This window comes from Actinoallomurus bryophytorum (assembly GCF_006716425.1).
In the GTDB taxonomy this organism is placed as follows: Bacteria; Actinomycetota; Actinomycetes; order Streptosporangiales; family Streptosporangiaceae; genus Actinoallomurus; species Actinoallomurus bryophytorum.
In genome coordinates this window covers 3,212,084-3,226,441 of sequence record NZ_VFOZ01000001.1, presented here as the reverse complement: position 1 = coordinate 3,226,441, position 14,358 = coordinate 3,212,084, and the positions used below count along the sequence as shown (strand labels likewise).

The following is a 14,358-nucleotide window of genomic DNA, read 5'->3' as shown; positions in this document are numbered from 1 at the left end:
GCGTGCGTCAGGGTTCGTAGATCCGCGGCAGCGAGGCGGGGATCCGGGCGACGATCTCGGCGGGTACGGTGCCGAGCAGGTGGGCGAACTCCGAGACGGTCAGCTCGCCGTCGTCACCCGGGCCGAACACCACCACCTCGTCGTTGGGGCTGGGAAGGTCCTGTCCCACGTCCAGCACGGTCTGTTCCATTCCGACCACCCCGACGATCGGATGGCGGCGGCCCCCGACCAGGAGCTCGACGCCGGCCTTGCTGGAGTTGCGGAGCAGCCCGTCGGCGTAGCCGATGGGGATGACGGCGACCGTCGTGTCCGTCGGGGCCCGGTACGTGAGGCCGTACATGACCCCGGTGCCGGCGGAGATCCGCTTGACCACGTTGACCCTGGAGCGCAGCGTCATGGCGGGCCGGAGCCCGGCGTCGCCGAGGGCCTCGACCTCGTTGAGGCCGTACAACGCCAGCCCGGAGCGCACCAGGTCATAGCGGGCCTCCGGCAGTGTGAGCACCGCCGCCGTGTTGGACACGTGCCGTAGTTCCGGCTGTACGCCGGACGCCTCCGCGTACGCCACGGCCTCGGCGAAGGCCTTGAGCTGCAAGGCGATGGACGGGTCTCCGGGCGTGTCCGAGCAGGCGAAGTGGGAGAAGATCCCGGTCACCGTGATGTGGCCGCCGGCCAGGGTGTCGCGTGCCGATTCGACCAGCATCGCCCAGTCGTCGCCGGTCGATCCGCCACGGGACATGCCGGTGTCGATCTCGAGATGGATCCGGGCGCGGCGTCCGGTCCGCTCGGCCGCCTCGGCGATCGCCGCAAGCCGCCAGGGCGCCTCGACGCCGAGTTCGACGTCGGCCATGATCGCGGCGTCGTAGTCGGCCTGGTGGATGGGGAGCCAGGCCAGGATCGGCTCGGTGATGCCCGCGCGGCGCAACGTCAGAGCCTCTTCGATCACGGCCACGCCGAACCGGCTCGCTCCACCCGCGAGCGCCGCGCGGGCCGAGGGTACGAGGCCATGGCCGTACGCGTTGGACTTCACGACCGCCATGACCGGCGTGCCGCCGGCGTTGGACACCATCGTCGCGGTGTTGGCGGAGATCGCCGCCAGGTCGATGCGTGCGTGCGTGCCCTGGGCGATTCGGGCCGCGTCCGGGTGGCGGATCAGCGAGTCCATGCGGTTCAGAGTGGCCGCGTTCTAGTGCCGGTTATGTCATGTACAGGTCTTAGGCGAAAATCGCCGGGTGTGGTGATCCGGATTGCCCGGTGTGCACCCCCGAAATGCCCGGTATACCCGTGGCGCGCCTCCGTCTAGGGTGACGCCGAAACCGGCCTGTTCAGAGAGGCGAGTGGAGACGTTGACGGAGATCACCCTGATGTCGGACGCCCGCGTGGCCGGCATCCCGGTGGCGGACACGGGCGAGTCCTTCGTCGACCTGAGGAGTCACGCCGAGCTCATGCTCGACGACCGGCTCGCCGATCCACTCGGGGCGTACGCCCATGTGCGCGCGACCGTCGCGACGCGGCTCCTGGAGGCGCAGAGCCTTCTTCCCGACGGCCTCCGGCTTCTCGTCGTCGAGGCCTATCGGCCGCCCGCGCTCCAGCGCCGTTACTTCGGCGACTACTCCGAAGAGCTGGCCCGGCACAACCCCGAGCAGCCGCAGTCATGGGTGAAAGAGCAGGCCAGCCGGTACGTCGCGCCCTTGAACGTCGCGCCGCACGTGGCAGGGGCCGCCGTGGATCTGACGCTGTGCGACCCGGACGGGACCGAGCTCGCGATGGGCACCGAGGTCAACGCCACGCCCGAGGAGAGCGGCGGTGCCTGCTACACCGAGGCGCCCGGGATCCCCGCCGACGCACAACGTAACCGAGAGCTGCTGAGCAAGGTCCTCATTGCCGCGGGCCTCGTGAACTACCCCACTGAGTGGTGGCACTGGTCCTACGGCGACAGGTACTGGGCGCTCCAAACGGGCGCGCCGGCCGCGCTGCATGACGCGATCACCTTGATCCAGGAGACGGCGGGACATGCCTGAGCAACCGATCCGTGTAGGCGTCGTCTTCGGCGGACCGTCCGCGGAAGGCGACGTGTCGGCCGCGTCGGCCCTGTCCGTCGTACGCGGGCTCCGGCCTGACCTGTACACCCCGGTCGTCATCGGAGTCGCCAAGGACGGGCGCTGGGTGCTGGTCCCGCCCGAGACGGTGCGGGAGCACGTCGCGCGGGAGAGCAGCGGCCCGGCCATCAAGGACGGGTTCGTCGTCGAGGGGACCGAGGTCGAGCTGCGGCGTGGCGGCCTGCTCATCTCGCCGGACGCCCCGGACGCGCCGCTGGCCCAGATCGACGTCGTCTTCCCGGCCATGCACGGGCCGTACGGCGAGGACGGGGTGCTCCAGGGGTTCCTGGAGGCTCTGGACGTGCCGTACGCCGGATGCGGGGTGCTCGCCTCGTCGGTGAGCATGGACAAGGTCGCGATGAGGCGCGCGTTCGCCGCCGAGGGCGTTCCGGTCACCCCCGGCGTCTGGTTCACCGAACGGCGCTGGCGCGAACACGACGATCCGGCGAAGCTGGTCGGTGATCTTCGCTGGCCCCTGTTCGTGAAGCCGTCCAACATGGGTTCCTCCATCGGCATCGCACGGGTCACCGATGCCGGCGAGCTGGTCCGGGCGGTCGAGGACGCCTTCCGCTACGACGAGGTCGTCCTGGTCGAGCAGGGGATCACCGCCCGCGAGCTGCAGGTGGCCGTCCTCGGCGACTCCGAGGAGCCGGCGGCCTCGCTGCCGTCGGAGTTCAAGTCCGGCGGCTGGTCGGACTACGAGCAGAAGTACCTCAGCACGGCGGACGTGACCACCTGCCCCGCCGAGCTGCCGCCTGCCGTCACCGAGCGCGTACGTGAGCTGTCCCTCCTCGCCTTCCACGCCGTCGGCGGCTACGGGCTGGCACGGGTCGACTTCTTCTACGACGAGGGCGCGCAGGAGCTGTACGTCGGCGAGATCAACACGATGCCCGGCTTCACCGCCCGTTCGCTGTACGCGCGGGCCTGGGCGGCGAGCGGGGTCTCCTACGAGGAGATCCTGGTCCGCCTCCTCGACCTCGCCTTCGCCCGGTACGAGCGCAAGAGCCGAAGGGCCACCGCATGATCCCGCTGACTCTGGAAGAGATCGCACGGGTCGTCGGCGGCACGATGCACGGGACCGCCGCGCCCGGACCCACCATCGAGGGCCCCGTGGTCATCGACTCCCGCGAGGCCGCCGACGGTGCGCTGTTCGTGGCCATCGTCGGGGAGCGCAGCGACGGGCACGACTTCGCCCCGCAGGTGTACGCCGCCGGTGCGGTCGCGGTGCTGGGCTCCCGGCCCGTCGAAGGCCCCTGCGTCGTCGTCGACGACGTGGTGGCCGCGCTGACCGCACTCGCCTCGTTCGTCCGTGGCCGGCTGGAACCCATCGTGATCGGCCTCACCGGCTCCGTCGGCAAGACCACGACCAAGGACCTGCTCGCCCAGATCCTGGAGAGCGACGGGCCGACCGTCGCCACGGCCGGCTCGTACAACAACGAGATCGGCCTGCCGCTGACGGTCCTGAGAGCCGACAGGCAGACCCGGTATCTCCTGCTGGAGATGGGCGCCGGTTACCCGGGGGACATCGCCCACCTCGCACGGGTGGCGCGGCCGCAACTGGGCCTGGTGCTCTGCGTGGGCCCCTCGCACCTGGACACGGTCGGCGGCGGGATCGACAAGCTCGCCGAGGTGAAGGCCGAGCTGGTGGAGGCTCTGCCGCCGGCGTCGCGGGGCGGGTTCGCCCTGCTCAACGCGGACGACGAGCGCGTCGCCGCGATGGCGCGCAAGACCCTCGCCGAGGTGATCTACTACGGCAACGCCGAGGGGACCGTCGTCCAGGCCCGCGACGTCGCGATCGACGCCGAAGGGCGCGCTTCGTTCACGCTGTACACCCCGGCCGGTTCGGCCCCGGTCCGGCTGACGCTGCCGGGCGAGCACCAGGTCGCCAACGCGGTGGCCGCCGCGACCGTCGCCGGCGTCCTGGGGATCGCGACCGACCGTATCGCCGAGGTCCTGAGTTCCGCGGTCTCGCGGTCACGGCGCCGGTTCGAGAAGGTCGAGCGGGCCGACGGCGTCACGATCATCGACGACGCCTACAACGCCAACCCCATGTCCATGCGGGCCGGACTGCACACCCTGGCCGCGATGGCGGCGGGCCGCCGGGCGGTCGCCGTGCTGGGCGAGATGACCGGTCTGGTCGACGGGACGGTCCGCGAGCACGAGGGCATCGGCGCCCTCGTCGTCGAGCTCGGAATCCCGGTGCTCGTGGTGGTGGGGACCAAGGAGGGACCCGTCGCCCTGGCCGCGGCCGCACGTGCCGCCGGCGTACCGGAGGTGCATGCGGTACCGGACCGGCAGGAGGCGACCGACCTGGTCCAGGGGTTGCTGCGACCGGGCGACCTCGTGCTGGTCAAGGCCTCATCCGGACCCGGCCTGTCGGCCGTGGCAGCGGCGCTGAACAACCCGCTGACCTGAGCCCGGACGGACCGCCCCCGAGGTCCTCCCTGTATGCTCCTGCGAATCCGCAGATGTGAGCTATGGGCGAGTCGGCCGGGACCTGACCCTTCCGATCACCGCGATCGCCGGGAGGACGAGCAGGGGGAGCGATCGTGGACAGACGCCGGTACGGGGTGGTGACGGCGATGCGGGGTCGCGCACAGCTTACGAACGCCCGCGACGCGTCGCGAGGCGCGATGCGTACCGAGCACCTCGGATGGCCGCGCGACCTGGACCCCGATGACGGACCGGGCGGTCGGCTCGCCAGGCGGCTGTACGGCAGGGAGCCGGAGCTCGCGGCGCTCACGTCCGTGCTGGACGCCGTCGGCCGCGGCGGATCCCGGTTGCTGTCCCTCGAAGGGGCGGCGGGAACGGGCCGGAGCGCCCTTCTGGCCAAGGTACGGTCGGACGCCCGGCGGCGCGGATGGACCGTGGTGACGGGCCGGGCCTCGATCCTGGAGGCGGCCAACGACTTCGGCGTGCTGCGGCAGGTGCTGGCCGGGTCGCCGGCCCCGCAGGACGGACGGTCGGTTCCCGCGCTGCTCGGCGGCTCGGTGCCCAATGAGGACTTCTCGCCCTTCGACCTGTTCGAGCTGGCCTCGGCCCACCTCTTCGATTTTGACGCGGGCGCTCCGGTCCTCATCACGGTGGACGACCTGCAGTGGTGCGACGCCCTGTCGCTGCGGTGGCTCGCCTATCTCGCCCATCGCAGCGCGAACCTTCCGCTCGCCGTCGTGGTCGCCGGATCCCCGGGGGAGATGAGCGAAGACCGGCTCCTGGTCGATGAGCTGATCACCTCCTGTGAGCGGCGGACGCTGCACGGCCTGCACGAGACCGCGGTGGGCCAATGGATCACCGACGCCCTGGAGGCGCGACCGGACGAGGCCTTCGCCGCGGGATGCCGTCGGGCCACCGGTGGCAACGGAGCGTTGCTGGCCGAGCTGCTGACGGCGCTGGCGGCGCGATCCGTACCCCCGGTGGACGAGTCGGCTGCGTTGATCGAGAGCATGGGCCGCACCGCCGTGGCCGGGCGTGTACTCCCCTGGATCAAGCGGGCAGGACCGGAGGCACTGGCCGTCGCACGGGCGGTGGCGGTCCTCGGCGACGACAGTGAGCTCCTGATGGTCGCCGAGCTCGCGGGCCTGGACGTGGACACCGCCGCGAAGGCGGTCGACCGGCTGATCAGGCTCGACATCCTGTCCGACACCTCGCCACTGCGCTATGTCCATTCGCTGACCCGCGCGGTGGTGAACTCCGGGATCTCCGCGGGCCTCCGGACCTCGCAACGGCTGCGCGCCGCGCGGGTGGTCCGCGACCACTACGCCGAACCCGAGCGGGCCATGCCGCACATCATGGCCGTCGACAGGTCCGGCGAGCCGTGGGTGCTGGACGCGCTCCGCGCCGCCGCCGAGTCCGCCCTGGCCCGTGGCATGGCGCAGTCGGCCGCCGGATACCTGCGCCGGGCGCTGCGCGAGCCGATGCCGCCCGCCGCCCGCGCGGGACTGCTGGCCGACATCGGCGCGATCGAGCTCGGCGCGGGCGTCGACGGCGCACAGAACACGCTGCTCGAAGCCCTCGACCTGGCCACGGAGCCGTCGCTCCGGGTCCGGATCGGGGTCGACCTGGCCTACGGTGACGCCACCGCCGGACGCTCGCTCGAACCTGCCCTGGAGCTGGTCGACGAGGCATGTGCCGCGTTGCCACCGGAGCGCCGGGATTTGGTGGCCGAGGCGGAGTTCGGGCTCTTCATGGCGTACGCGGCCTCCGCCGACAGCGGTGAGTTCTTCGGCCGGCGCCTGCCCCGGCTGCGGGAGCGGGTCGCCGGCGATGACCGCCTGACCGCGCTGGCCGGTGTCGTCGAGGCATGGTCCGACACCCGGCGCGGCCGTGACCGCGCCGGATGCGTCCACCGCGTACGGGCCGCGCTGGAGGTCGTCGACCGGCGGAAACCCCGTGACGTCCAGCTGCGGTGGCTGGCCGCCAGCCTGCTCGTCGACGCCGAGGAGTACCACCTCGCCGGCGCTCTTTGCGAGACCGACGGCAGGTTCACGCATCGCCAGAGCGGTGCGGGCGACGCGGCCATCGCGGCCTGCCTCCGCGGTCGCCTCGCCCACGGCCGCGGCGACCTGAAGGCGGCCAGGACCGAGTACGACTCGGCGCTGGAGACTCCCCAGTCGGCCGGGCCCGCGCGGATGCTGTGGCTCCTGACCGACATCGGTGATCTGGACGGCGCCGACCGGCTGGTACGGGACCACGGCCCGGCGGCCGAGGCGGGCCCGACCTGGGCGAGCGCCGCGTTCGCCTTCGCCAGGGCCTCGCTGTGCATGGCCCGCAACCAGTACAAGGACGCACTACAGGGCTTTCTGGAGTCAGGCCGGATTCTGTGCGCGCTCGGCATCGACAACCCGGCGGGTCTCGCGTGGCGGTCACAGGCGGCGCGGTGCCACGCGCTGCTCGGCGACACGGTGGCCGCGGCCCCCCTCGCGGAGGAGGAGCTCCGTCTCGCCCGGCTCTGGGGCGGACCCCGCGCCCTGAGCACGGCCCTCGCCGCGACCGGGGTGGTCACCCTGGACGTGGAGCCGGCACTCGAGGCGGTGTCGGTACTGAACGGACTGGACGCGGACCTGCACCGCGCGGCGGCGCTGGTGGACCTCGGGACGGTCCAGCTGGAGGCCGGCGCGGCCGAGGAGGCACAGCAGCACCTTCAGGACGGGTTCGCGCTGGCCCGGGAGATCAACGCCAGGCCCGTCTCGCTGCGGGCGGCCCGCTACATCCGACGGGCCGGTGGCCGGCCGGACCTGGGCCGGATCAGCGGCGTGACCGCACTGACGGCCCAGGAACGCGCCGCCGCCGAACGCGCCGTCACGGGCGCCACCAACCGCCAGATCGCCGACGAGATGGTGCTCACCCAGCGCACTGTCGAGCAGTACCTCACCAGCGCCTATCGCAAGCTCGGCATCAACGGCCGGGCCGAGCTCGCCGCCGCCCTGTCCTCCTGAGCCCTGTCTTCGCGGAAAGAGGATGCCTCATGCGCATCGACCGGCTGGACCACCTGGTTCTGACCGTCGCCGACCTCGACGCGACGACCGATTTCTACACACGGGTCCTGGGCATGGAGGCCGTCACCTTCGGCGACGGCCGCCGCGCTCTGACGTTCGGCACCAGCAAGATCAACCTTCACCCGGCAGGCCGGGAGTACGAGCCCAAGGCGGCCCGCGCGACACCGGGCAGCGCCGACCTGTGCCTGATCACGGACACCCCGCTCGACCTGGTCATCGCCGAGCTCGGCCGGCACGGCGTGCCGATCGAAGAGGGCCCGGTCGAACGCACCGGAGCCACCGGCGCGATCACCAGCGTGTACGTCCGTGACCCGGACCAGAACCTCATCGAGCTCAGCACGTACGGCTCGCCCGAGCGCGACCTCCGGATCTGCGGCACGGCCGCGAGAGCCATCGCCGACCTGACGGAGCCCCGGCCGCCGACGCCCTGATGTTCCATCGAGGCGGGCGCGGCACGGCTCATTTACCGCCACAAACATAATGGGCGTAAGTGGTGTTCATAAAAGAGGAAATTTGCGGGACTTCTGAAATCGAGAGAAGGCTCGTATGTGGACCGACCAAACTCACACGTGCCTGTCATGTGCGCACGTCAGCGGGTGGCGGCTCAAGAAAACTTCGCGCGGACGCATAAGAAATAGTCGGGTTTGCTCAAAGACCGAGTCCGGCCACCCCCTGTAGCCGATGCCAAGGTAGGGGTAGGTATGAGGCGGCACAGGCGAAACGTACGGTTACGGGCGGTTACTGGAACCGGCTTCGGGTCGGCAAGCACGGAGGCTATCTTGAAGGTGCAAGTTCTATGCGGGTCAGGGGGATCGGAGAGGTGGTGAGCTCGATCACTGCTAAGCCAGTGGAGCTGCCTCAACCTCTTCAACCGCTGCTCGGTTCAGTGCTGGCCGTTCTCAAGGCCGCACGAGAATGCAGCCACGAGATCAATCGCACAAAGTTAGTTAAGCTGCTCTATTTCGCGGACCTTGCCGCGGTCGAGAGTGGCGGCACCGCGTTCACCGGCGCGACCTGGCGCTGGGATAATTTCGGGCCTTACGACCATGCGCTCAAACGGGCCGAGAACACCGTCGTCGAGATGGAGATCGTCGATCGCGACGACCAGACCCGTGTCGAAGAGTACGGCTCGTGTCACCTCGCCCTGGCGTTCGATATCGACGACCCCCTTCCCGCTGAGTCGATGCGCATCATCCGCCGGGTGGTCTCCCTGCACGGCGCCAAGAGTGCCTCGGTCCTCAGGAAGCTGTCCTACCAAACTCCGCCCATGGTGGAGGCCGAGGCCGCCGGAGACCGGAACGTCCTGCTGGACCTGAGTCGGGCCCGTCGCGTCCGGCAGATCAGGGAACTGCTGGAGCGTCACCGTCGCCATCGCGCGGTCGCCCCGAAACAGACGGACGACGCGGGCATCGGAGACGAGCTTCTGGCCGAGATGCGGGACCTCGCCGAGCTGCGCGGCCACGTCAACGTAACGGAGCTTGGTGACCGGTGACCCTCGCCATCCGACGGGGTGGCGTCTTCTGGGTCTCCGACGAGACTCTGTCGTTACCCCCCAATCCGCAGCGCGCATTCCACAATCGGCGGCCGGTCATCGTCATCAGCGGTGACGCCAAGAACGCGTCGCCTGAGTGGCCGCACGTACTGGTCGTACCGACCTCCTCGTCCGGCACGCGAGCCACGGAGTTCTGCGTGAAGCTCGCGTACGGCGTCGGGAACCTGCCATCGAAGTGCTGGGCGCGAACGGTGATGCCGCAGCCGATCGAAAAGAAGGCTCTTGGCGACTATCTCGGGGAAATACCACCTGCCGTGATGGAGATGATCGACAGCGGTCTGCTCGCCTACATGGGGTTGGTGGACTGAGGCCGTTCTGAACCCCGAGCGCCATCGGAAGGAGAGCGTGATCGTCGCCGAGGGGCGTCCTACTGGCGGTTGACGGCGCGGGTGATGCCGGCGACGACCGTGGTGGCCAGGACCCAGCCTGCCGCGATCAGCAGGTAGGCGAGCCACTGGTAGCCGCCGTGGGGGGTGAAGGCCTTCTCCTGGCCGAAGTCGATGATCGGCAGCAGCAGGTCCAGTGTGTAGATCGCCGAGTGGAAGTCCGGTGTCCTGCCCGGGTCGACCGGTTGCGGGTGGTGCAGGCTGTAGGCCGCCGTGCCGACGAGCAGGAGGGCCAGGAGCCAGGCCATGGCGCGCGCCGGCCGGAAGCCGTAGCCGACGGTGGCGTCCTGGACGTAGCCCCAGATCCGGGCGTACCAGGACAGCGTTCCCCGGTGGCGGCGCTGCTTGGCGAGCTGGACCGTACGGGCCCCGGCATCGTCACCGATTCGCCGGTACGCGGCCGCGAGCTGTTCGTAGGCGTGCGGCACGTAGCCGTCCTCGTCGCGTTCGAGGAGTTCCAGCCGCCGTGCGGCGGGCAGGGCCGGGGCGAGGGAACCATAGGTGAGTCCGTCGATCCGTACGGGGCCCGGCCACACCTCGGGCGCCGCGTGGATGAGGTCGAGCTGGGAGCGGCGGAGGTTCACCAGGCCGTCGATCGGGTCGGCGTCGCGCAGCCAGAGCTCGCCGATGGTGCAGCTGCTGGCGCGCAGCGCCACCCCGCCGGGGCTGGACAGATGTGCGCCGGTGAGGTCGATCTGTCCGGGGAACTTCGACCCGCGCAGGTTCACCCTGCCGTCCGTGCGGAGCCGCCGCGCGCTGAGGTTGGACCCGACGGTGAACGCCTCGGCCTGCAGGGCCGTACCGTCCGGGGCGCTGAGGCGGGCGTCGTCGAGGTTCACCGCTCCGCTGACCCGTGCTCCGCTCAGCCGGACCTCGCCGTGGGCCACCAGCCCCGGCGCCCACAGGTCGTCGTTGATCACGGCCTGGTTGAGCTGCAGGATCGGATCCTCACCGCCGCCGTCCCGGCCCAGGTGCGCCCGGTCGAGGAACAGCGCACCGGAGATCTCCGCGCCGCCGAGTCGTACCTCGCCGGGAATGCGGCAGTCGGTGAGCCGGAGTACGCCGTCGACCCGGATCGTCGCCGCGTTGAGGGCCGGGAGAAAGGACTCGCTGAGGTTGAGCTGCCGCACTTTCGCGCCGTACAGGATCGGGGTCTGCTCGAAGTGGCAGGCCCACAGCCGGATGGCGCAGTCGACGGTCGCGTACTGCAGGTTGAGCAGACCGGAGATCCGCACGCCCGAAAGCCGGAGCGCCGCTATCTCCCCATCCTCGGAGAGGCCGCCGAGCAGCAGCGCCCGTACGACCTCGGCCCGGACCGTACGCTCGGCGCCCCACGCGTCACCGCGCTCGGGATCGTCGTCGGCCTGGCGAAAGTCCACGGCCTCACTGCGCGGGAACGCCTGCCACATAAGGCGTTCGGCAGGCGTCAGGTCGGCGATCTCCATCGGCCGGACCTTCTCGTGCCCGCCGTCGCCTTGTCAATCGGCGGGGTGCGCTACTGCGTTGTGAGGTCGCGGTAGGACGAACAGTCCGACGGCCCGATCTGGACGCGGTTGCGGCGAGATGGACCACGAGGATCACCGCGCGCCGCGTGCGTGCGTGGCGTACGCGTACGAGGCGGCCAGGCTCGCGGCCGAGCCCGTGACGATGGCCGGGCGGACCTCACGGCTCCGCAGGAACGCGTGCAGCGCCAGCAGCCAGGCCAGGACGACCGTGGGAAGGACCGCGTCGGTGAGCGCGAGCCCGCCGAAGACGACGGCCGCCGGCAGCAGCGCCACCGCGAAGGCGAGCGCGTACGCCTGGGCGCGGCCGACCCGCAGGCGGCGGAGTGCGGCGTAGCCCAGCGGGAAGACACCCGCCCCGGCGAGCGCGTTGATGCCGACCACGAGCCGGAAGCAGGTACGCGGATCATGGGCCACCCAGAACACCGGGGCGATCAGTAACGGGTATCCGCCCTGGTAGAACGTGCTCCCGGACAGATCCGCGGCCGGTCCGCCGGCCAGCCACCGCGCCGCGAGCAGATAGCCGCCCTCGTCGGGGAAGGCCGCAGGCGCACCCCGCCCGTGTCCCAGGAACAGCCGGATGGCGACCTGCGCCGACCAGCCGAGGAACAGCGACCATGCCGCGGGCACGGAACGCGGCTTCGCCGGCCGTGGGAGGCGGGTGTCCGTGTGCTCAGAACGCTTGTCGACGTCACGCATGCCAAGGTCGCGATCGGGTGTCATCGCGCCGTCCGCGTGATGTCCGCGTTCCGTGACACGCGGGGTCCCCCGTTAGTGTCGGCCCGTGCATTCACCGAGGAGGTCGCCGAGGTGAACACCTCTGAAGGCGACGAGACACCGCGAGCGGGCTACCGGCGATCGGCGGGCTCGCCGCGTGGCGAGGCCAGGCGGCGGGAGTTGCTGGAGCGGGTCACCGAGGACCTCGCGGTCAACGGGCTGGTGGACTTCTCCCTCCGGCGTGCCGCGCGGGCGGCGGGCACCACGCACAAGGTGCTGCTGTACCACTTCGACAGTGCCGACGACCTGCTCAAGCAGGCGATCTTTCGACTGCGGGACAGGCGGATCGACAAGGCGCTGGCCACCGCCGTCGGAGCCGCGGGCCGTCTGACGTTGGCGGCCTGGGTACGCGCGGTGTGGCCCGTCCTCGTCGGCGAGGAGGCCCGGGTGCTCGACCAGGCCATCGGCCTGGCGATGTACGACCCCGGCCGTTACGCGGAACTCGGGCGGGGTGCGTCTCAGCAGTACCTGCCCTCGCTGCTGTCCATATGCCCGGAGCGCTGGTCCGACCGGCGCAAGCTGGAGGTCGCCGAGATGATCCTCGCGGTGCTGCGGGGTTTCCTGGTGGACGCGCGTACCAGCGGCGACACCGCGGGGATCGCCGCCGGATTCGAGGCGCTGGCCCGCGCGCTGGAGCGCGAAGAAGCCGCTGACGAGTAGCCGCCATCGCCCACAGCGGGGGGCCTGTCGACGCCATGTGAACCACGTGGTTCACTTCATGGAGAAGACGGACTCTCGTGGAGGTCGGCATGTCCATGAAGCGGGAAAAGGTGCGATTCGTCAGCGGCGAGACCGAGTGCGCCGCCTGGCACTACCCGGGGACCAACGGTGCCTGCGTGATCATGGCCGGCGGTGGCGGGGTGACCAAGGAGCCGGGCACCGACGCGTTCGCCGGGCGCTTCAACGACGCCGGGTTCGCGGTACTCGCCTTCGACTACCGGCACCTCGGGGAGAGCGGCGGGCGGCCGCGCCAGGTCGTACGCATCAAGGAGCAACTCGCCGACTGGCAGGCGGCGATCGCCTGCGCCGCGGCCCTGCCGGGGGTCGACCCGGCCAAGCTCGCGATCTGGGGCTTCTCGCTGTCGGGCGGTCACATCTTCGGGGTCGCGGCCCGAACTCCGCGGCTGGCGGCGGCGATCGCGCAGGTGCCGAACGCCGACGGTCCGGCCGCGGCACGCAACGCCATGCGCCACCAGCGGCCGGCCGCGATGCTGCGCCTCACCGGTACGGGCGTCCTCGACGCGCTCGGCGGTCTCCTTGGCCGCGGGCCACTCCTGGTCCCGCTCGACGGGAAGCCGGGGACCGTCGCGCTCGTCACCACACCGGACTCCGTCGACGCCGACCGGGCGCTCAACCCGGGCAACCGGTATCCGGAGTGGCTGCAGGCGATCGCCGCCCGCTCCACGTTCGGCATCGGGTCCTACCGCCCCGGCCGCGACGCGCCCCGCGTACGGTGCCCGCTGCTCGTCCTCGTCTGCGACCAGGACCAGACGGCGCTCGCCGGGCCGGCCGCCGCCGCGGCGAGACGCGCCCCCCGCGGAGAGCTCGTCCGGATGCCGGGTGGGCACTACGAGCCGTTCCTGGGCGGACACGAGCGGGCCGTCGAGGCCGAGCTGTCCTTCCTGCGGCGGCATCTGCTCGAACAGGCGGACCGTACCGCCGTCCAGGTGCCGCGAGCATGAGACAGATCGAGCTCTCCGCCGGGACGATCGACTACCGGGACACCGGCGGCGAGGGTCCCGCGATCGTGCTGTTGCACGGGTTGATGATGGACGTCTCGCTGTGGGACGGACCGGTCGCCGAACTGTCCGCCGACCACCGGTGCGTGGCGCCGACGCTGCCGCTCGGCGCCCACGCCCACGCGATGAACGCCGACGCCGACCTGTCTCTGCCCGGAGTGGCACGGCTGGTCGCGGAGTTCCTCGAGCGCCTCGACCTGCGCGACGTCACCCTCGTCGGCAATGACACCGGCGGCGCGCTCGTCCAACTGCTCATGCGCTCGGGTGCCGAGCGTGTGGGACGGGTCGTCCTCGCCTCCTGCGAGGCGTTCGACAACTTCCCGCCGGGGCTGACCGGTAGGACGCTCATGCTCGCCGGCAGGCTCTCGCCCCGGATGTTCGGGCTGTTCATGCAGCAGATGCGGCTGCGGATGGTCCGGCGACTCCCGATCGCCTTCGGCCGGCTGACCAAACGCGGGGACGCCGCCACCGCCCGGTGGATGAAGCCGGTCCTGAGCCGGCCGGAGATCCGCCGCGACACCGTACGGATGCTCCGGGCCGCAGGGGCCGACACCGATCTTCTGCTCGCGGCGGCCGAACACCTGCCGGGCTTCGACCGTCCCGCCCTCGTGGTCTGGGCGAGCGGGGACCGCGTGATGCCACCCGACCACGGCCGGCGTCTCAGCGAACTCCTCCCGTACGGGCGGCTGGTCGAGATCGACGACAGCCACACCCTGATCCCCCTGGACCAGCCGGCGAGGCTCGCCGAGGTCACACGGGAGTTCACCCGTGGGTCCGCGCGGTCAGACCGGACCTCCTGAGGGATCAGCCC

Annotated in this window: 13 protein-coding genes; 10 read left to right on the top strand and 3 right to left on the bottom strand. The window is 71.0% G+C overall.

Translation table 11 applies throughout. The features are described from left to right. Positions 1-7: 7 nt before the first annotated feature. Positions 8-1,162, bottom strand: a complete 1,155-nt coding sequence (alr, locus tag FB559_RS14965) for an alanine racemase (protein WP_141956186.1) — start codon at positions 1,160-1,162, stop codon at positions 8-10. Positions 1,163-1,343: 181 nt separating this feature from the next. Here alr and FB559_RS14960 point away from each other — a divergent pair, with 181 nt between their 5' ends. The 7 genes from FB559_RS14960 (at position 1,344) to FB559_RS14930 (ending at position 9,451) form a co-directional block, all read left to right on the top strand. Then, positions 1,344-2,018 carry a M15 family metallopeptidase gene (locus FB559_RS14960; protein ID WP_141956185.1) on the top strand — a complete coding sequence of 225 codons (675 nt, stop codon included), beginning with the start codon at positions 1,344-1,346 and terminating at the stop codon, positions 2,016-2,018. Beyond that, a complete protein-coding gene (locus tag FB559_RS14955) occupies positions 2,011-3,120 on the top strand; it encodes a D-alanine--D-alanine ligase family protein (RefSeq protein WP_141956184.1) in 1,110 nt (369 codons plus the stop codon). Before FB559_RS14960 ends, FB559_RS14955 begins: the two co-directional genes overlap by 8 nt. Then, positions 3,117-4,511: a UDP-N-acetylmuramoyl-tripeptide--D-alanyl-D-alanine ligase gene (locus FB559_RS14950; RefSeq protein WP_141956183.1), complete on the top strand. Its 1,395-nt coding sequence runs from the start codon at positions 3,117-3,119 to the stop codon at positions 4,509-4,511. Before FB559_RS14955 ends, FB559_RS14950 begins: the two co-directional genes overlap by 4 nt. Positions 4,512-4,645: 134 nt before the next feature. Continuing rightward, positions 4,646-7,531, top strand: a complete 2,886-nt coding sequence (locus tag FB559_RS14945; protein ID WP_141956182.1) for an AAA family ATPase — start codon at positions 4,646-4,648, stop codon at positions 7,529-7,531. Between the two features lie 29 nt (positions 7,532-7,560). Further along, positions 7,561-8,022, top strand: coding sequence for a VOC family protein (locus tag FB559_RS14940; protein WP_141956181.1), 462 nt, complete (start codon positions 7,561-7,563; stop codon positions 8,020-8,022). Between the two features lie 392 nt (positions 8,023-8,414). After that, the gene (locus FB559_RS14935; protein ID WP_185792213.1) at positions 8,415-9,083 is read left to right on the top strand and encodes a type II toxin-antitoxin system antitoxin SocA domain-containing protein; all 669 of its coding nucleotides are present in this window, start codon (positions 8,415-8,417) and stop codon (positions 9,081-9,083) included. Continuing rightward, complete coding sequence (locus FB559_RS14930) at positions 9,080-9,451, top strand: type II toxin-antitoxin system PemK/MazF family toxin (protein ID WP_141956179.1); 372 nt, start codon at positions 9,080-9,082, stop codon at positions 9,449-9,451. The genes FB559_RS14935 and FB559_RS14930 overlap by 4 nt, the downstream gene beginning before the upstream one ends. 59 nt (positions 9,452-9,510) lie before the next feature. On the opposite strand, the gene FB559_RS45525 is transcribed toward FB559_RS14930, so the two are convergent. Then, the gene (locus FB559_RS45525) at positions 9,511-10,974 is read right to left on the bottom strand and encodes a membrane-associated oxidoreductase (RefSeq protein ID WP_141956178.1); all 1,464 of its coding nucleotides are present in this window, start codon (positions 10,972-10,974) and stop codon (positions 9,511-9,513) included. Positions 10,975-11,106: 132 nt separating this feature from the next. After that, complete coding sequence (locus FB559_RS14920; RefSeq protein WP_141956177.1) at positions 11,107-11,754, bottom strand: hypothetical protein; 648 nt, start codon at positions 11,752-11,754, stop codon at positions 11,107-11,109. An 87-nt stretch (positions 11,755-11,841) separates the two neighbouring features. Here FB559_RS14920 and FB559_RS14915 point away from each other — a divergent pair, with 87 nt between their 5' ends. From FB559_RS14915 to FB559_RS14905, 3 genes are all read left to right on the top strand, one after another. Continuing rightward, positions 11,842-12,468 carry a TetR/AcrR family transcriptional regulator gene (locus tag FB559_RS14915; RefSeq protein ID WP_141956176.1) on the top strand — a complete coding sequence of 209 codons (627 nt, stop codon included), beginning with the start codon at positions 11,842-11,844 and terminating at the stop codon, positions 12,466-12,468. An 89-nt stretch (positions 12,469-12,557) separates the two neighbouring features. Further along, complete coding sequence (locus FB559_RS14910; protein WP_141956175.1) at positions 12,558-13,490, top strand: alpha/beta hydrolase; 933 nt, start codon at positions 12,558-12,560, stop codon at positions 13,488-13,490. After that, positions 13,487-14,347, top strand: coding sequence for an alpha/beta fold hydrolase (locus tag FB559_RS14905; RefSeq protein ID WP_141956174.1), 861 nt, complete (start codon positions 13,487-13,489; stop codon positions 14,345-14,347). Before FB559_RS14910 ends, FB559_RS14905 begins: the two co-directional genes overlap by 4 nt. Positions 14,348-14,358: the final 11 nt, after the last annotated feature.